Source organism: Salipiger sp. ABN3_019, assembly GCF_056158605.1.
The window spans coordinates 2,287,338-2,305,146 of record NZ_JBSWTP010000009.1 but is presented as its reverse complement, the minus strand read 5'-3'; the positions used below and the strand labels follow the sequence as shown (position 1 = coordinate 2,305,146).

General features: G+C 66.2%; 13 protein-coding genes. 10 read left to right on the top strand and 3 right to left on the bottom strand.

The genetic code is table 11. The annotated features are described in order from the left end of the window. Positions 1-20 precede the first annotated feature (20 nt). From dusB to hflX, 9 genes are all read left to right on the top strand, one after another. Positions 21-1,004 (top strand): tRNA dihydrouridine synthase DusB, encoded by a 984-nt coding sequence (gene dusB, locus ACXAD2_RS19340; protein ID WP_475173194.1) that lies wholly within the window; start codon positions 21-23, stop codon positions 1,002-1,004. Then, entirely contained in the window at positions 1,001-2,092 is a 1,092-nt protein-coding gene (locus ACXAD2_RS19335) for a two-component system sensor histidine kinase NtrB (protein WP_475173188.1), read from the top strand. The genes dusB and ACXAD2_RS19335 overlap by 4 nt, the downstream gene beginning before the upstream one ends. After that, the gene (locus ACXAD2_RS19330; protein WP_066100390.1) at positions 2,093-3,466 is read left to right on the top strand and encodes a response regulator; all 1,374 of its coding nucleotides are present in this window, start codon (positions 2,093-2,095) and stop codon (positions 3,464-3,466) included. 112 nt (positions 3,467-3,578) lie between these two features. Further along, entirely contained in the window at positions 3,579-5,864 is a 2,286-nt protein-coding gene (locus ACXAD2_RS19325) for a sensor histidine kinase NtrY-like (protein WP_475173183.1), read from the top strand. Then, positions 5,861-7,279, top strand: coding sequence for a nitrogen assimilation response regulator NtrX (ntrX, locus tag ACXAD2_RS19320; RefSeq protein WP_475173181.1), 1,419 nt, complete (start codon positions 5,861-5,863; stop codon positions 7,277-7,279). The genes ACXAD2_RS19325 and ntrX overlap by 4 nt, the downstream gene beginning before the upstream one ends. Positions 7,280-7,422: 143 nt before the next feature. Next, entirely contained in the window at positions 7,423-8,799 is a 1,377-nt protein-coding gene (trkA, locus tag ACXAD2_RS19315; RefSeq protein ID WP_066100382.1) for a Trk system potassium transporter TrkA, read from the top strand. Between the two features lie 3 nt (positions 8,800-8,802). Continuing rightward, positions 8,803-10,317: a TrkH family potassium uptake protein gene (locus ACXAD2_RS19310; protein WP_475173177.1), complete on the top strand. Its 1,515-nt coding sequence runs from the start codon at positions 8,803-8,805 to the stop codon at positions 10,315-10,317. Positions 10,318-10,467: 150 nt separating this feature from the next. After that, on the top strand, positions 10,468-10,707 hold the full coding sequence (gene hfq / locus ACXAD2_RS19305) for an RNA chaperone Hfq (protein ID WP_066100377.1): 240 nt from the start codon (positions 10,468-10,470) through the stop codon (positions 10,705-10,707). A gap of 17 nt (positions 10,708-10,724) precedes the next feature. Next, entirely contained in the window at positions 10,725-11,978 is a 1,254-nt protein-coding gene (gene hflX / locus ACXAD2_RS19300) for a GTPase HflX (protein ID WP_475174970.1), read from the top strand. Positions 11,979-12,029: 51 nt separating this feature from the next. Here hflX and ACXAD2_RS19295 read toward each other — a convergent pair whose 3' ends face one another. Both ACXAD2_RS19295 and ACXAD2_RS19290 read right to left on the bottom strand, forming a co-directional pair. After that, positions 12,030-12,968: a phosphotransferase family protein gene (locus tag ACXAD2_RS19295; protein WP_475173175.1), complete on the bottom strand. Its 939-nt coding sequence runs from the start codon at positions 12,966-12,968 to the stop codon at positions 12,030-12,032. Continuing rightward, the gene (locus ACXAD2_RS19290; RefSeq protein WP_475173173.1) at positions 12,965-15,430 is read right to left on the bottom strand and encodes a penicillin acylase family protein; all 2,466 of its coding nucleotides are present in this window, start codon (positions 15,428-15,430) and stop codon (positions 12,965-12,967) included. The genes ACXAD2_RS19295 and ACXAD2_RS19290 overlap by 4 nt, the downstream gene beginning before the upstream one ends. 115 nt (positions 15,431-15,545) lie before the next feature. On the opposite strand from ACXAD2_RS19290, the gene ACXAD2_RS19285 reads away from it, so the two are divergent. Beyond that, positions 15,546-16,418, top strand: coding sequence for an NAD(P)-dependent oxidoreductase (locus tag ACXAD2_RS19285; protein ID WP_475173169.1), 873 nt, complete (start codon positions 15,546-15,548; stop codon positions 16,416-16,418). Here ACXAD2_RS19285 and ACXAD2_RS19280 read toward each other — a convergent pair whose 3' ends face one another. After that, positions 16,419-17,237, bottom strand: a complete 819-nt coding sequence (locus tag ACXAD2_RS19280; RefSeq protein ID WP_475173167.1) for an HpcH/HpaI aldolase family protein — start codon at positions 17,235-17,237, stop codon at positions 16,419-16,421. It abuts the gene before it with no gap. Between the last annotated feature and the right edge of the window lie 572 nt (positions 17,238-17,809).

Genomic DNA, 17,809 nt, shown 5'->3' with positions numbered 1-17,809 from the left:
ACTGCACAAGGAATAGGCGCTTGAACTTCTCGCTGGGTGACAAACTCATCGAACCCCCGGTCCTGCTGGCTCCGCTGGCGGGAATCACCGATCTGCCCTTCCGCACGCTGGTGTCGCGCTTTGGCGCGGGGCTTGTGGTGTCGGAAATGATCGCCAGCGGCGAGTTTCTCACCGCGCGCCCGGGAACCCGCGAGAAGGCCGAACTGGGCGCAGGCATCGAGAACACTTCGGTGCAGCTTGCCGGGCGCGCGCCCGAGCCGATGGCCGAAACCGCGCGCCATGTGGCGGGCATGGGGGCCAAGGTCATCGACATCAACATGGGCTGCCCGGCCAAGAAGGTGACGGGCGGCTGGTCGGGATCGGCGCTGATGCGCGAGCCGGATCACGCCCTGCGGCTGATCGAGGCGGTTGTCGGCGCGGTCGACCTGCCGGTGACGCTGAAGACGCGGCTTGGCTGGGACGGCGATTGCCTGAACGCCGCCGAGATCGCCAAGCGGGCCGAGGCGGCGGGCGTGAAGATGATCGTCATCCACGGGCGCACGCGCTGCCAGTTCTACAAAGGCACTGCCGATTGGGCGGCGATCCGCGAGGTCGTCGAGGCGGTGTCGATCCCGGTGATCGCCAATGGCGACATTGTCGATGCGGCCACGGCGCGGGCCGCGCTGAAGGCCTCTGGCGCCGCAGGCGTCATGGTCGGGCGCGGGGCGCAGGGCGCGCCTTGGCGGCTCGCACAGATCGCGTCCGAGCTCTATGGGACAGCGGCACCTGAGGTGCCGGAAGGAAAGGCATTTTACCAAATGGTTGCAGAGCATTACGAGGCGATGCTGAGATTTTACGGCAAGGACTTGGGCGGCCGTGTCGCGCGCAAGCATTTGGGCTGGTACATGGATCACGCAGCGCCCGAGCCGGGCCTGCGCAAACGCATCCTGACCGAACGCGATCCGGCGGTCACTCTGCGCCTGCTGAACGAGGCGCTGGACGCCGATCTGAAAGTCGCGGCATGAGCACGAACAATGAATTGCTGATGCAGCTTTGGTCGTCGCTTCCGGTGCCCGCAATCCTGCTGGACGCCGAAGAGCGCATCGCCGACATGAACCCGGCTGCCGAAGGCTTCATGAACAACTCGGCGAAATGGCTGGTGGGCCAGCCGATCTGGGACCGTCTTGCCGTGGATGCGCCGCTCGAAGAGAGCCTTGGCCGTGCCCGCGAACATGGCACACCGCTCTTCGTCAACGATGTCGACGTGGGCACCGGCAGCCGCCCGCCGCTGGTGTGCAACCTGCAGCTTGCGCCGGTGCAGAACTATCCCGGCTGGTTCATCATGCTGATCAGCCCGCGCGAACTGGCCGGGCGCATGACCCAGAGCCATTCGGTGAAATCCGCCGCGAAATCGGCCATCGGCATGGCCGAGATGCTGGCGCATGAGATCAAGAACCCGCTGGCGGGGATCACCGGCGCAGCGCAGCTGCTGTCGATGAACCTCAGCAAGGAAGATCTGGAACTGACCGATCTGATCGTCGCCGAGACCCGCCGCATCGTGAAGCTGCTGGAGCAGGTGGAACAGTTCGGCAATCTTTCGGCGCCGGAAAAGAAGCCGGTCAACCTGCACGACGTGCTGGACCGCGCCCGCCGCTCGACGCAACTGGGCGTCGGCGCGCATATGAAGTTCGTCGAGGATTACGACCCCTCGCTGCCGCTCGCCCATGGCGATCCGGATCAGCTTTTGCAGGTGGTGCTGAACCTTCTGAAGAACGCCGCCGAGGCCGCCGACCCGAAAGCGGGCGGCACGATCCGCCTGCACACTTTCTATGAGCACAGCTTCCGGATGCGCCGCCCTGATGGCTCGACCCAGAAGCTGCCGCTGCAGATCGAAGTGATCGACGACGGCCCTGGCCTGCCCGAGGATATCAAGGGCGACGTGTTCGACCCTTTCGTATCCGGCAAGGAAAACGGCACCGGGCTTGGCCTCGCGCTGGTGTCCAAGATCATTTCCGACCACGACGGCTGGATCTCGGTGGACTCGGTCCCCGGCCGCACGGTCTTTCGCATTTCACTGCCGCGCGCCCCGCGCGAGATTGAGGAGAACAGGTAAATGGACGGGACCGTACTTGTCGCTGACGACGACCGCACAATCCGCACGGTGCTGACCCAGGCGTTGACCCGCGCCGGCTGTAAGGTGCATGCGACCTCGTCGCTCACCACGCTGATGCGCTGGGTCGGCGAAGGCAAGGGTGACGTGGTGATCTCCGACGTCGTCATGCCTGATGGCAACGGGCTGGAAATGCTGCCGAAAATCCATCAGGACCGGCCCGATCTGCCGGTCATCGTGATCTCGGCGCAGAACACCATCATGACGGCCATTCAGGCGGCAGAGGCAGAGGCTTACGACTATCTGCCCAAGCCTTTCGATCTGCCCGATCTGATGAAACGCACCGCCAAGGCGCTCGACAACCGCAACCGCACGCCCAAGCGTGAAGAGGTCGCGACGATCGGTGCCGATGGCCCGGACGAGCTGCCGCTGGTTGGCAAGACGCCAGCGATGCAGGCGCTCTATCGCCTTGTCGCCAAGGTGATGAACACCGATCTGCCGGTGCTGATCTCGGGCGAGAGCGGCACGGGCAAATCGCTGATCGCCCGCGCGATCCACGATTTCTCGGACCGCCGCACGCTGCCGTTCATCACCGTGACCGGCGCGGATTTGTCGGACCTCGAAGGGCCGGCGCGGGTGCTGGCGCGGGTCAAGGGCGGCACGCTGCTGATCGACGAGATCACCGACATCCCCGATGAAATCCAAGCGCGCGTGGTGCGCATGATGGACATTCCGGGCGAGCATGTGCCGCGCTTCATGGCCACCAGCCAGGGCGATCTGGCGCAGGCGATGGAAGAGGGGGCCGTGCGGCAGGACCTTTACTACCGCCTGTCGGGCGCGACGATCAACGTGCCGAGCCTGCGCGAGCGGGTCGAGGATATCGCGCTGCTCACCGATCACTTCCTGCAGCGGGCCGAGCGCGAGGGCGCCTCGAAACGCTGGCTGTCGAAAGATGCCGCCGAGCTCTTCCGCGCCTACAGCTGGCCGGGCAACGTGCGGCAGCTGGAAAACTCGGTGCGCCGCCTGTCGCTGACCAGCCGCGCCGAAGAGATCAGCCGCGCCGAGGTTGAGGCGGTGCTGGGCAACCAGCCCGACACCGGGCCGATCCTGCGCGGCGGCGACAGTGAGAAACTGAGCACTTCGGTGGCCCGCCACCTGCGCCGTTACTTCGATCTGCACGGCAATATGTTGCCGGCACCGGGGCTCTATGCGCGCATTCTGAAAGAGGTCGAGGCGCCTTTGATCGAGATTGCCCTAGAGGCAACCGGCGGGAATCAGGCGAAATGTGCTGATCTGCTTGGCATCAACCGCAATACCTTGCGTAAGAAGATCACGGATCTGGATATTCGCGTGACACGCCGCCGCAAACTGATGTAAAACCGTCACAGGCATGTGGCCGCATTGCGCCGCCCTCGGGGCGGCGCTTTCACTAGAAGCCACAGCCTTTGGCGGAGCTGCCACGAGCAGCGTATCAGTGTGAGGTGAATTTGTGGCCACCCGGGCACGGAGTTCGACGTGGGCGCGGCTGAGCAGGCTGCGCCGACAAAGGCGCGTTCAGAACGTGGCGACCCTTGGGCTTGTGCTGCTGGGTCCGGTTCTGGCGGTTATGACCTTTTTCGTCCTCGGGCCGCTTGGCGGCGGCGACCGCGCGACGCAGCTGAGCCTGCGGCTCGTGCTGCTGGCCGATATGGTCTATGTGCTGCTCATCGCGACGCTGGTGCTGGCGCGGCTGGTGCGGATGATCGCCGACCGGCGGGCGCAATCGGCGGGCTCGCGGCTGCACCTGCGTTTGACCGGGGTGTTTGCGCTGATGGCGCTGCTGCCCACGGTGACCGTCGCGGTCTTTGCCGTTCTCACCATCAACATCGGCCTCGAGACATGGTTTTCCAGCCGCGTGCAAAACGTCGTGGGGGCCTCGCTGGCTGCAGCCGAAGCCTATGAGAAGGAGCAGCGCGAGGGTCTGACCGAGGACGTTCAGGCGCTGGCGCGCTTTATCGACGGCGCGCGGCGGGCCAATTTCGCGCTGGACGACGGCGATGTTCGGCAGGTGCTGGGGCAGGGGCAGGGCCAGATCCAGCGCGGCCTGCGTGAGGCCTATGTGATCGACGGCGGCGGCGAGATCCGCGCCCGCGGCGATCGCTCGTATCTGTTCTACTACGAAGAGCCGACCCGCGATCAGTTCCTCCGCGCCCGCGCCGAAGGGCTGGTGCTGATCCCCGATTGGGACAATCACGAACTGCGCGCACTGGTGCCACTTTCGGCCTTTGCCGACCGTTTTCTCTATGTCAGCCGCGCGGTGGACGGGAACCTTCTGAACCTGCTCGACGAGACGCAGGAGACCGCGCGCTTCTACCAGCAGCAGGAAAGCGAACGCGGGCGGCGGCTGTTTGACTTCGCGCTGCTGTACCTCGGCTTTGCGCTGCTGCTGATCCTTGCGGCGATCTGGCTGGGCCTGTGGTTCGCCGAACGTCTGGCGCGCCCGGTGGGGCGGCTCACCGGCGCGGCGCAGCGGGTCGGGGCGGGCGATCTCGACGTGCAGGTGATCGAGGGCGAGGGCGATGACGAGATCGCCATGCTCGGGCGCTACTTCAACCAGATGACCCGCCAGCTGAAGGGCCAACGCGAGACGCTGCTGGAGAACACCCGCCAGATCGAGCGCCGCCAGCGGCTGTTCGATTCCGTGCTGTCGTCAATCACCTCGGGCGTTGTCGGCCTCGATGCCGAGGGCCGCGTGACCTTCGTCAACCGCCCCGCCGAGCGGCTGCTTGGTTGGGAGACCCCGCGCGCCGATGTGCCGCTCACCGTGGCGGTGCCCGAGTTCGGCCCGCTCTACGACCGGCTGCGCGACAACGGGCTGGAGACGGCGCAGGAAGAGGTGAAGGTCAGCCGCGATGGCCGGCTTGAACATCTGCTGGTCCGGCTCGCCCCTCGGCGGCGCGAGGATGGCACGCTCGAAGGCTATGTGATCGCGTTCGACGACGTCACCGATCTTGTCAGCGCGCAGCGTATGGCGGCTTGGGGCGACGTGGCGCGGCGCATCGCGCATGAGATCAAGAACCCGCTGACGCCCATTCGCCTGTCGGCAGAGCGCATCAAGCGCAAATTCTCGCGCGAACTGGCCGAGGAGGACGCGCAGAAGCTCGACCAGATGACCGAGGTCATCGTGCGCCAGACCGAGGACCTGCGCCGCATCGTCGACGAGTTCAGCAAATTCGCCCGCATGCCCGAGCCCGAGCGCAAGCCCGAGGACGTGGTGTCGCTGCTGCGCGGGGCCGTGCTGCTGCAGGAGACCGGCCAGCCGGGCATCCGTTTCGTCAGCGATCTGCCAGCGCATGACATGCCCGCCGAGCTTGATGCCACGATGGTCGGGCAGGCGCTGACCAACCTCATCAAGAACGCCGGCGAGGCGATTGAGAGCCTGCAGGAAAAGGGCGCGCCCGAGGGCCACAATCCCGAAATCCGGGTGAGCCTTGCCGAAGAGGACGGGCGCGCGCTCATCCACATCATGGACAATGGCATCGGCCTGCCCGAGGACCGGGCGCGGCTGTTCGAACCCTATGTGACGACCCGCGACAAGGGCACCGGCCTTGGCCTGCCCATCGTCAAGAAGATCATCGAGGAGCACGGCGGCACGCTGTCTCTCGAGGATGCGCCGCTGTTTGGCGGCGCCACCCACGCCGGGGCCATGGCGGTGATCCGCCTGCCGCTCGGCACAACCGGCACACAGCCGGAGAATTCGGATAAGAATATTTCGGAACTGGAGAGGCAGATATGAGCGACATCCTGATCGTCGACGACGAGCGCGACATCCGCGAGCTGATCGGGGACATTCTCGAGGATGAGGGCTACACCACGCGGTTGGCAGGCAACTCCACCGAGGCGATGAACGAGGTGAACTCCGAACCTCCGGCGCTGATGATCCTCGATATCTGGCTGAAAGACAGCAAGATGGACGGGATCGACATCCTCAAGACCGTCAAGCGCGACAATCCCGATATTCCGATCATCATCATTTCGGGACATGGCAACATCGAGATCGCCGTGGCCGCGATCAAGCAGGGCGCCTATGACTTCATCGAGAAGCCCTTCAACATCGACCAGCTTCTGGTGGTGATCCGCCGCGCGATGGAAACCTCGCGCCTGCGCCGCGAGAACAATCAGCTGCGCCGCCGCGAGACCGAAGTGGCGCAGATGATCGGCGACAGCGCCATGTTCCGCGGCCTCGTCAGCCAGCTCGACAAGGTGACCAAATCCAATGGCCGGGTAATGCTGACCGGCCCGGCGGGCTCGGGCAAGGAAGTGGCGGCGCGGTTCATCCATGCCAATTCCGGACGCGCCTCGGCCCCCTTCGTCACCGTCAACTGCGCCGGTGTCGCCCCCGAGAACATGGAGCAGATGCTGTTCGGCCGCGAGAGCGCCGAGCGCGGCATCGAGCCCGGTCTTCTGGAGCAGGCGCATGGCGGGGTGATCTATTTTGATGAGGTCGCCGACATGCCGCTCGGCACGCAGTCGAAAATCCTGCGCGTGCTGGTCGACCAAAGCTTCACGCGGGTGGGCGGCACCGACAAGGTGCGCGTCGATCTGCGGGTGATCTCCTCGACCAACCGCGATCTCGACGCCGAGATCGCCGCGGGCACCTTCCGGCAGGAACTGTATCACCGCCTCAACGTGGTGCCGATCGCCGTGCCCTCGCTCGAGGACCGGCGCGAAGACATCCCGATGCTGGCGCGGCATTTCATCGAAGGTTTCAACCGCGGGCAGGGCCTGCCGCTGCGCGAGCTTTCCGACGACGCGGTGGCGCTGCTGCAGACCATGGTCTGGCCGGGCAACGTGCGGCAGCTGAAGAACCTGATCGAGCGGGTGCTGATCCTCGGCGATGGCACCGGCCCGATCGAGGCGCGCGAACTGCCGCAGGACGGACCGGCGGGCGAGGCGGAAGAGGGGCGCGTGGTGCTTTCGGGCACGCTGGCGACCCTGCCGCTGCGCGAGGCGCGCGAGGCGTTCGAACGGGAATATCTGCTCACCCAGATCAACCGCTTTGGCGGCAATATCTCTCGCACCGCGGCCTTCGTCGGCATGGAGCGCTCGGCGCTGCATCGCAAGCTGAAGTCGCTGGGCGTGGTCACCGGGGCCAAATCCGGTGGCCGTATCGCTTATGTCGAAGACGAGCAGGTGTCGCAGGTTTCCTGAGCATCCCGCCTGCGGGCAAGACAGGATGGCAACGCGCGCCGGGTGTCCGGCGCGCGTAACCTCGCCTGCGGATTGACCGTTAGCGCCCGGCATGTCATGCCGGACGCAATCCCGGCCTCGGGCCAGCAGATTAGGCAGACGACATGAAGGTCATCATTTGCGGCGCCGGCCAGGTCGGCTGGCAAATCGCCCGCCACCTCTCGGGCGAGCGCAACGACGTCACCGTGGTGGACAACAACCCCGACCTCGTACGCCGCGCGACGGATTCGCTCGACGTGCAGGGGATCGCGGGCTTCGCCTCTTATCCCGATGTGCTCGACAAGGCCGGTGCGCGCGACGCCGACATGATCATCGCGGCCACCTATTCGGATGAGGTCAATATGGTCACCTGTCAGGTGGCCCACTCGATCTTTGCCATTCCGCGCAAGATCGCCCGCCTGCGCTCGCAGAGCTATCTGACGGCGATCTACTCCGATCTCTATCGCCGCGATCACCTGCCCATCGACGTGGTGATCTCGCCCGAGAAAGAGGTGGCCGAGGCCGCGCTGCAGCGTCTGTCGGCCCCTGCGGCCTTTGACACCGAACGCTTCCTCGAGGGCGGGGCGCAGCTGCTTGGCCTGACCATCGACGAGCATTGCCCGATCATCAACACGCCGCTGCGGCAGCTGTCGGACCTGTTTTCGACGCTGCGCTCGGTGGTGGTGGGCATCCGCCGCGAGGGCACGCTGTTTGCGCCCGAGCCGCGCGATCAGATTTTCGCGGGCGATGCCTGTTACGTGCTGGTCCATGCCGACGACATCCAGCGCACGCTGGAGATCTTCGGCAAGGCGCAGCGCAAGCAGGAGCGCATCGTGGTGCTCGGTGGCGGCAACGTCGGTCTTGCGGTGGCGCGGGCGCTGGAAAGCCGCCCCGACCGCATCCGTGCCAAGGTGATCGAGAAGGACCGCCGCTCGGCAGAGCGCGCGGCGGACGCGCTGGAGCGGACCATCGTGCTGCATGGCGACGCGCTCGACACGGCGCTGCTGCGCGAGGCGGGGATTGGCCGCGCCGACGCGGTGCTTTGCGTGACCGACGATGAAAAGACCAACATGCTGGCCGCCGTGCGCGCCAAGGCCGAGGGCTGCCCGATGGCCATCGCGCTCATTAACGATCCCACGCTGGTGCCGCTGATGGAGCCGATGGGCGTTGACGCGCACATCAACCCGCGCGCCACCACCGTCAGTTCTATCCTGCGCCACATCCGTCATGGCCGCGTGCGCTCGGTCTATTCGATCGGCGATGCCGAGGCCGAGGTGATCGAGGCCGAGGTGCTGTCGACCTCGTCGATCGCCGGCCGCGCGATCCGCGAGATCGACTTCCCCGAGGGCGTTCTGGTGGGCGCGGTGATGAAGGATGGCGAGGTGGTGAAGATCACCGGCAATCTGCGCGTGGAAGAGGGCGACCGCATCGTCATGTTCGCGCTGGCCAAGGACGTGCCGGAGGTCGAACGGCTTCTGCAGGTCTCGATCGATTTCTTCTGAGCCATGATCTCGCTCGCCCGCACGCCTCTTTTGCTGCTTCTGGCGGGGATCGCCAGCGCCTCGATGATCATTCCCGCGGCGGTGGCTCTGGCGGCAGAGGAATTCCACGACGCGCGCAGCTTCTTCTATGCCGGGATCGTCGGCATGGTGCTGACGACGCTGATCACCATCGCGCAGGCCACGCGCACCCATTACCGCAGCGCCTCGCGGCAGCTTCTGGCGCTGCTGGGGGCCTTCCTGCTGCTGCCCGCGATGCTGGCGGTGCCGTTCCACGAGGCGGTGCGCACCACCACCTTTCTCAACGCCTATGTCGAGATGGTCTCGAGCTTCACCACCACCGGCGCCACGCTCTTTGCGCCCGAGCGGCTGTCGATCGCCGAGCATCTGTGGCGGGCGCAGGTGGGCTGGCTTGGCGGGCTGCTGATCTGGGTCAGTTCGGCGGCGCTGCTGGCACCGCTGACGCTTGGGGGATTCGAGGTGACCGCCTCGGGCGAGCCGGGGCAGAGCGTCGATGCCGGTGCCGCGCGCCGCGATGCGTCGGATCCGGCGCTGCGGCTGGCGGCCTCGGCGCGGGTCTTGGTGCCGATCTACAGCGGGCTGACGCTGGCGCTGTGGATCATGCTGATGATGGCCGGGGACCAGCCGCTGGTGGCGCTGAGCCACGCCATGTCGACGCTGTCGACCTCGGGTATCTCGCCGGTGGGCGGACCAGAGCAGGCGCGCAGTGGCATGGCAGGCGAGATGATCATCTTTTTGTTCCTCTTCTTCGCCCTGTCGCGGCTGACCTTCTCGGGCGACACAAAGGGGCTTGCGGGCTCGCGGCTGCAGAATGACCCCGAGTTCCGTCTTGGCCTGCTGATCGTGGTGATGCTGCCGGTGGCGCTGTTCTTCCGGCACTGGATCGCCGCGTTTGACATCGGCACCGAGACCGACCTCACCGCCGGGGTCCGGGCGCTCTGGGGCGGGCTTTTCACGGCGCTGTCGTTCCTGTCGACCACCGGCTTTCAAAGCGCCGATTGGGCCGCCGTGCGCGGCTGGTCGGGGCTGCAGACGCCGGGCGTCATCCTGATGGGGCTGGCGATCATGGGCGGCGGCGTGGCGACCACGGCGGGCGGGGTGAAGCTGCTGCAAATCTACGCGCTCTACCTTGCGGGCGTGCGCGAGATGGAACGGCTGGTGCACCCGCATTCGCTGGGCCGCTCGGGCGTCATGGCGCGGCGTATCCGGCGGCAGGGGGCCTTTGTGGCATGGGTGTTCTTCATGCTCTTTGCAATGACCATCGCCGCCTTCTCGCTGCTCTTCGCGCTCTCGGGGCTGGATTTCGAGAACGCCATGGTCACCACCGTGGCCGCATTGACCAATTGCGGCCCGCTCATTCGTGCCGCCGCCGAGCAGCCGGTCCCGCTGAGCGAGATGGGCGAGGCGGCCAAAGGGCTGTTCGTCGCCGCCATGGTGCTGGGGCGCCTTGAAGTGTTGGGCATCATCGTGCTGCTCACGCCGGATATCTGGCGCGATTGACACGCTCTTTGCAGGCGAATGTGCGCCGCTCGCGGCGGATGCCAAAAAGGGGATATTTTTGCTCTGGAAGTTCCGGCACTTGCAATACATACTCCCCCAGAACGAGGGAGCGCCCCAGAATGGCGAAGGCAAGAAAAAAAGGCTAATTTAATGGCTTCGGACAGACAAAATCTACAGGACGCATTTCTTAATCATGTTCGGAAGACCAAGGTTCCGGTCACGGTTTTCCTGATCAACGGTGTGAAACTGCAGGGTGTCATCACTTGGTTTGACAATTTCTGCGTCCTTCTGCGCCGGGATGGCCAATCGCAGCTCGTTTACAAGCACGCGATCTCGACCATCATGCCGTCGCAGCCGATCAACCTTTATGACGGCGACGATAACGCTTGAACGAACATGACCCGCATGTGACCCGCGCCTGGGTCCTGCACCCCGACATCAAGTCCGACCGTGATCGCCGCGATGCGGAGATGGCGCTCGATGAAGGTGTGGCCCTGGCCGCCGCTCTCCCCGACCTCGAGGTTGTGGGGAGCGAAGTCGTGCCGCTGCGCGATCCGCACCCCGGCACGCTTTTCGGTTCCGGCAAGATTGCCGAGCTGAAAGAGCGCATCAGCGAGGCCGAAGTCGAGCTGGTGCTCGTCGACGGCCCGGTGACGCCAGTGCAGCAGCGTAACCTCGAAAAAGAGTGGAAGGTAAAGCTGCTCGACCGGACCGGGCTGATCCTCGAGATCTTCTCGGACCGCGCCGCCACCCGCGAGGGTGTGCTGCAGGTCGAGATGGCGGCACTGAGCTACCAGCGCACCCGCCTCGTGCGGGCCTGGACCCACCTCGAACGTCAGCGGGGCGGGCTCGGCTTCGTCGGCGGACCCGGCGAGACGCAGATCGAGGCCGACCGCCGCGCCATCGACGAGCAACTGGTGCGCCTGCGCCGACAGCTCGACAAGGTGGTGAAGACCCGCGCCCTGCACCGCAAGGCGCGCGCCAAGGTGCCTTATCCGATCGTTGCGCTGGTGGGCTACACCAACGCCGGCAAGTCGACGATCTTCAACCGCCTCACCGGCGCCGATGTGATGGCCAAGGACATGCTCTTTGCCACGCTCGATCCGACCATGCGGGCGGTGAAACTGCCGACCGGCATCGACGTGATCCTGTCGGACACGGTGGGTTTCATCTCGGACCTGCCGACCGAACTGGTCGCCGCCTTCCGCGCCACGCTCGAAGAGGTGCTGGCGGCGGACATCGTGCTGCATGTGCGCGACATCTCGCATCCGGGCACCATGGAGCAGGCCGAGGATGTCTATGGCATCCTGCGCTCGCTGGGCGTGGCCGAGGACGTGGCGCAGATCGAGGTCTGGAACAAGATCGACCGGCTGGAGCCCGAAGAGCATGACGCCGCGCTGGCGCGGGCCGCGCGCGACGAGGGCATCTTTGCCGTCTCGGCGCTGACCGGCGAGGGGCTTCACGAGCTGCTTGAGGCGGTGACGGAAAAGCTGCAGGGCGCCGCGGTCGAAGAGGACGTGCGGCTTGGCTTCGATGAAGGCAAGCGCCGGGCGTGGCTCTTTGGCAAGGGTCTGGTGCTGGGCGAGGAGCAGGACGAGGAGGGCTACCTTATGCACCTGCGCTGGTCGGCCAAGGATCGTGCTCAGTTCGAGACGGTGTAAGGCAACTTTCTTCGAAGAAAGTTGCAACGTCCTTGCAAGGACGTTGTCTCCCTAGAAAAGTGCGCTTTCGGCGGCGAGGATCATCTTCGCCGCCTCGAGCCGTGCGCGCTGGTGCTGCGATGGCTCGGAAGGCGTGCGGCACCAGACGCCAAGCGCATAGGCGCGCTGCAGGAACAGCCGCGCGATGGGATCGGTGGTGGTGTCGCCATAGCCGCGCGCCAGCGCCGCGCCGAAGCGCCGGGGATCGGGGGCCGGGCTGCGTGCCAGCGCGTCGACCAGCAGCCCCACCAGATCGCGATAGGGCGCATCGGGTTTGGCGTTCTCCACGTCGAGCCCCCAGAGCGCGCCGGTCGCGCTCACCAGATTGGACAGATGCAGATCGCGGTGGGTGACGGCGCGGGTCGCCATGCGGCCGCGTGCCTGAGGAAATAGATCCCGCAGGGCCGCCAGCGCGAAGGCGAAATTCTCGCATTCGGCAAAGCCGTCGTCAGAGGCGCGGGCCGCTTCAAGCTGCGCTTCGAGCCAAGCAAGCTGGCCGCGCGGGCGCAGCTTGCGCGGCTCCAGCGTGGGCCGGTGCAGCGCGGCCAGCCAGCAGCCTGCCGCGACCAGCGGCACGTCGCGCTTGGCGGGCGGGATGCGCGGCCAGAGCTCGGCGAGGTTGGGGCCGGCGGCGTAGGTCATGCCCAGCACCAGCCGCGCCGCGTCAAAGAACAGCACCTGCGGCGCGCGCCACGGTCCGGCCTGCAGCTGCGCCGCGACCGCGCTTTGCCGCTCGGCCTGCGCGCGGGCCTTGTCGGCCTCTGCGGGGGCGTAGACCTTCACCACCAGATGCGCGTCCGGATGGGCGGCGCAGAACACCTGCGCGCGCATCGGGCGGTCGATGTTCTTCAGGCAGCCCAGCCCAAAGGCGCGCTCCGGATGCTGCTCGGCCAGCGCGTCGCGGGCGAGGGCCTGCGCCTCGGCGCGGCTCAGGCGGCTGCCAGCCGTCATGGTTTGACCAGATGTGTGATCCCGACGGAAGCGGCGCGGGCGAGATCCTCGTCGAGCGACATCGGGATATATTCGCCGCGCCGCCAGAGGGTGCCCATGTCGTCATAGTGGCGCGACAGCAGGTGCCCGGACTCGCCGGTGGCGATGATGAAGACCGAACTGTCGGGATCGGCGAAATCATAGACGCCGCGATAGGTGGCGCCATGCACGTTGGCGAAAGGATCGGGGCCGTCGCCCGCGGTGACGCCGCGCTGCAGGGTGAAATCGCCGCCCGAGGTGGTCTGGCGGATGTTCACGAAGTAATTCAGCAGCGGCACGTCGCCCAGCACGCTGTGCTTATGCGTGGCTTGGTGGGCATCGCCCCAGCGCAGGCTTTCGAGCTGCGTGCCATAGCGCTCACCGATCCACACCAGCGCGTCGTCGAGCGCCATGCGGGCGATGTCGGTGCAGGTCTCGACCGGGGCCGAGCGCAGCACGTCGCACCATTTTCCCGCGCCGTCGATGTCGCGGAAGACGCGCTCGATGAACAGCGGATCCACATGGGTGTATTCATCGGCCAGCGGGCCGATCTCGTCGCGGATCAGCCGGTCTTGCAGGGCGCGCAGCCATGCGGCGTAGATCAGCGGCTCGGGCAGATGCTCGTTCATCTCGCCGTTCCAATTGGCCAGCAGGTCGAGCGCGCGCTCGCGCTGGCGCAGCGGGGTGCCCTCGGGCGCGGCCTCGCCGGTGAACCACAGATCGCGCCCGATCAGCGGCAGCAGGGTGCGCGCGGCGGGCGACACAGTGTCGAGTTGCGCCTCGATGAAGCTGTCGCGGGTGTGCACCTCGCGGCCCTGCATCAACGCCTGCCAGCGCATCACCCGTTGGCTGTCGCCCCAATCAAAGGTGACATGCTCGGGGAAGGGCCGGTCGATGATCTTATTGTTGGTATTGCCGAGGATGCCGCCCTTGGGGTCCTTGAAGACGGGGTTCTCGGAGGGCGGGAACATCCCCTGCCAGCGGTTCGCCTCGATCCAGCCGGGGCTGGGCATGCGGCCCTCGGTCTGATGGCTCGCATCGCGCTTGGGCATGGCGCCGATCAGCTTCATGGCGATATGCTCGTCATCGATCAGCGTCAGCATCTGCGAGGGAGCGACGAAGCCTTCGCTGGCGGTCAGCGCCTCATCCACATCCTGCGCGCGCATCAGGCCGATCGCGGCGCTCATCGAGCTGTCGTCGTCGCTGAGCGCGGTCCAGCTGAGCGAGACCACATCGCCGCGCGGGGTGATCTGGTCGAGATCGAAGGCGGTGCGCGGCAGCACCGGGCCGTTGTCGGTCCAGCGCAGGGTGAGGGTGACCGGCGCCTCGTCCTTGATATTGACGATCGAGCGGCGGGTGCTGAAGGTCTTGAAGCCTTTGGGCGTGCGGTAGCGCTCGGGGTTCTCGGGGTCGAGCTCTTCGATATGCAGGTCCTGATCGTCGAGATAGGACGAGGTCAGCCCCCAAGCCACATGCTCGGACCGGCCCAGCATGATCGCCGGAACGCCGGGGATGGTGGCACCGATGACGTCGCCGGACGACAGTTGCATCCGCGCGAGATACCACGTCGAGGGCGCGGTGAAGCCAAGATGCGGATCATTGGCCAGCAGCGTGCCGCCGCCGGCAGAGCGGTCCGGCGCGGCGGCCCATGCGTTGGAGGCACCGGCAAGGCCGGGCTCGGCCACCGGCATCATTGCCGGGCGCGGGCGCGAGGCGCTAGCGTATTGCGGCAGGCCCTTGCCGGGAAAGAGCGCGGCATAGGCGGGCAGTTCGGCAAGGCCGGGGCCGGGGATGTCGGGCAGGATATCGCGGATCATCTCGGGATCGGGCAGGGCCAGCGAGGTGCGGGCGCGCAGGATCTCATCGCGGAACTGGCCCGAGAGTTGCAGCGCCATCAGCTTGATCACCGCCAGCGAATCCGCCGGTTGCCACGGCGCGATCGGGGCATTGAACAGGAAGAACTCCGGCGCGCCGCGACCGAGGCTTTCCGAGTTGATCTCTTGCACGCGCGCATTGACCCCGGCGGCATAGGCTTCGAGCGCATCGCGCGTCTCGGGGTCCTGCGCCTCGACCGAGCGCATGGCGTGGGTGTAGAGGTCGAGCCGGCGCATCAGCGTGTCGGTCTCGACGGTGCGGCGGCCGAAAAGCTCGGACAGGCGGCCCTGCGCGGTGCGGCGCAGCATCATCATCTGCCACAGCCGGTCCTGCGCGTGGGCATAGCCGAGGCCGAAATAGACGTCGCGATCCACGGGGGCAAAGATATGCGGCACGCCCGCGTTGTCGCGCACGATCTCTACATCCCCGGTGGTGCCGGAGACGGCAAGCGTCTTGTCGTACTCGGGCAGCGAGCGCGAGGCGAGGTAATAGACCAGCGCCACGGCAATCACCGCCAACAGGATCGCCGTGCTGACGAGCCTGAGGAGCCATCGGAAGATAAGTGCCATGATCTGTCCCGCGTCTTTCGGCTTTCGTCGGGCTTACCCAAGACCCGCCCCCTTGCCAAGGGCTGGGTGAGGCGCGACAACTCCCGCAACGACAATCGTAACAGGAGGTTGATCCATGGCGAAATGCGCATTCCTGGGTCTGGGTGTGATGGGCTATCCGATGGCCGGACATATGACCAAGGCCGGTCACGAGGTAACGGTCTACAATCGCACCGCTGCAAAGGCCGAAAAATGGGTGGCAGAGTTCGGGGGCGCCAGCGCCGCGACGCCGCGCGAGGCGGCAGAAGGCGCCGATTTCATCATGGCTTGCGTCGGCAATGACGATGATCTGCGCGCCGTCTGTACCGGCGAGGAGGGCGCCTTTGCGGGCATGAAACCGGGGGCGATCTTTGTCGATCACACCACCGTGTCCTCGATGGTGACCACCGAGCTGTCGGCGATCGCCGCGGAAAAGGGCCTTGGTTTTGTCGACGCGCCGGTCTCTGGCGGGCAGGCGGGGGCCGAGAATGGCCAGCTGGTGGTGATGTGCGGCGGCGAGCAGGCGCATTACGACGCCGCGGCGTCGGTGATCGACGCCTATGCCAAGCTCTGCAAGCGCCTTGGCGAGAGCGGCGCGGGGCAGCTGTGCAAAATGGTCAATCAGATCTGCATCGCCGGGCTGGTGCAGGGCCTGTCGGAAGGTCTGGCCTTTGCCGAAAAGGCGGGCATCGATGGCCGCGAGGTGGTCGAGGTGATCGGCGGCGGCGCAGCCGGGTCGTGGCAGATGGTGAACCGTTTCGAGACCATGCTGGACGACAAGTTCGACCATGGCTTCGCGGTGGACTGGATGCGCAAGGACCTTGGCATCTGCCTTGCCACCGGCGACGAGATCGGCGCCTCGCTGCCGGTGACGGCGCTTGTGGACCAGTTCTATAAGGACGTTCAGGCGATGGGCGGCGGCCGTTGGGACACCTCCGCCCTGATCAAGCGCCTGAAGGCCTTCGACTGATCAGTAAGACGGCAGCGGGGCGGCCTCACCGGTCTCCTCGCCCAGCTCTTTGGCGGCCTGCGCCTTCGCGGCGCGGGCGGCCTCGGCCAGCAGGCCGACGTCATTGGGGCCAACGATGAAGCCATAGCCCGCGTCGCGCAGTTCCGAATAGCTGCGCCCCGGACCGGCGACGCCGGTGATCGTGCCCAGCATCAGGCCATTCGCGGTCGCGCTGCGCTCGACCTCTTCGATCTTGGCGCGCACGTCGGGGTGATCCATGTCCTCAAGATGGTTCATCGAAGCGGCGAAATCATTGGGGCCGACGAAGGCCATGTCGATGCCCTCGATCCCGGCGATCTCCTCGACCTCGGCCACCGTGTCCACATGTTCGACCTGCGCCATGATCAGCAGTTCTTCGTGCGCGGTGGCGGCATAGCCGGGCAGGTTGCCCCAATTGGTGGCGCGCACGATGGGCGCGGCATAGCCGCGGCGGCCGCGCGGCGCGTATAGGCAGAAAGAAGCAATCTCGCGCGCCATCTTGGCGGTATGCACCATCGGCACCATGATCGAGCGCGCGCCGCGGTCGAGCGCCCGTTTCAGCGTCGCCTCCGAAGAGTCAGGCACGCGGATCACCGCCTCGCCGCCAGCCCCTTCCACCGCGCGCAGCAGGTTCAGCCCCGCCTCAAGCCCGGCGCTGCCGTGTTCGCAGTCGATCACCAGCACGTCCCAGCCGCTGTAGACCAGCAGTTCGGCCACCTCTGGCGAGCCCAGCTCGAACCATGCGGCGGTCACCGTCTCGCCGGCCTTGAGCCGCGCCTTGAGCCTGTTTCTTCCTGTCATCATGTCCTCCTCGTCTTGGCGCGAGCCTGCGTGCCCGGGCCACCCGGACGAGTTGAATACCCTGCGCGACGCAAGGTCAATATAAATGGTATACCAAATGCAGGTGGGCGCGCGGCGAAGGGCGCGATGAGACTCGAGCGGAGGGCGCGGCGTGTCGCTGCGTATTTGGGGAACAATGAAAGCCGGGAGAGGGGACGTCTGGCGGGCTTTGTGCAGCCATCGGGCAAAGGGATGGGGAATTCATGCGCGCGTCATATTGGATATTGTCATTGGGGCTGCGATGCCCCTATGCTACCTGTTAGGCAATTGCGTTTCGCACATGGTTATCCACAGCCGATAGCCGCGCTGCAGTTTCGTGAAAAGCCAAAGAGTTTCGCTGCTCCGGAGCCGTCCGTACAGGGACCCCGGGCAGACCGATCAGGCCGCAAGGCCGAGTACACCGTCCGGACATCCAACGCTCCGGGCCGCAACAAGGCACCAAGGCGCGATCCGCGGCGAGGGTGTCGGAGAAGAAACGCGATGACGCGCGCGACGCAAGTGAGGCACCCGGGCGAAGACAGATTGTCTTCCCG

Bases quoted from the DNA above. Each gene is read 5' to 3' on its own strand.
- ACXAD2_RS19310 (WP_475173177.1), top strand. From the start codon at position 8,803: ATGATCTCGCTCGCCCGCACGCCTCTTTTGCTGCTTCTGGCGGGGATC.
- trkA (WP_066100382.1), top strand. From the start codon at position 7,423: ATGAAGGTCATCATTTGCGGCGCCGGCCAGGTCGGCTGGCAAATCGCC.
- ACXAD2_RS19295 (WP_475173175.1), bottom strand. From the start codon at position 12,968: ATGACGGCTGGCAGCCGCCTGAGCCGCGCCGAGGCGCAGGCCCTCGCC.
- ntrX (WP_475173181.1), top strand. From the start codon at position 5,861: ATGAGCGACATCCTGATCGTCGACGACGAGCGCGACATCCGCGAGCTG.
- ACXAD2_RS19290 (WP_475173173.1), bottom strand. From the start codon at position 15,430: ATGGCACTTATCTTCCGATGGCTCCTCAGGCTCGTCAGCACGGCGATC.
- ACXAD2_RS19285 (WP_475173169.1), top strand. From the start codon at position 15,546: ATGGCGAAATGCGCATTCCTGGGTCTGGGTGTGATGGGCTATCCGATG.
- ACXAD2_RS19330 (WP_066100390.1), top strand. From the start codon at position 2,093: ATGGACGGGACCGTACTTGTCGCTGACGACGACCGCACAATCCGCACG.
- ACXAD2_RS19335 (WP_475173188.1), top strand. From the start codon at position 1,001: ATGAGCACGAACAATGAATTGCTGATGCAGCTTTGGTCGTCGCTTCCG.
- hfq (WP_066100377.1), top strand. From the start codon at position 10,468: ATGGCTTCGGACAGACAAAATCTACAGGACGCATTTCTTAATCATGTT.
- ACXAD2_RS19280 (WP_475173167.1), bottom strand. From the start codon at position 17,237: ATGACAGGAAGAAACAGGCTCAAGGCGCGGCTCAAGGCCGGCGAGACG.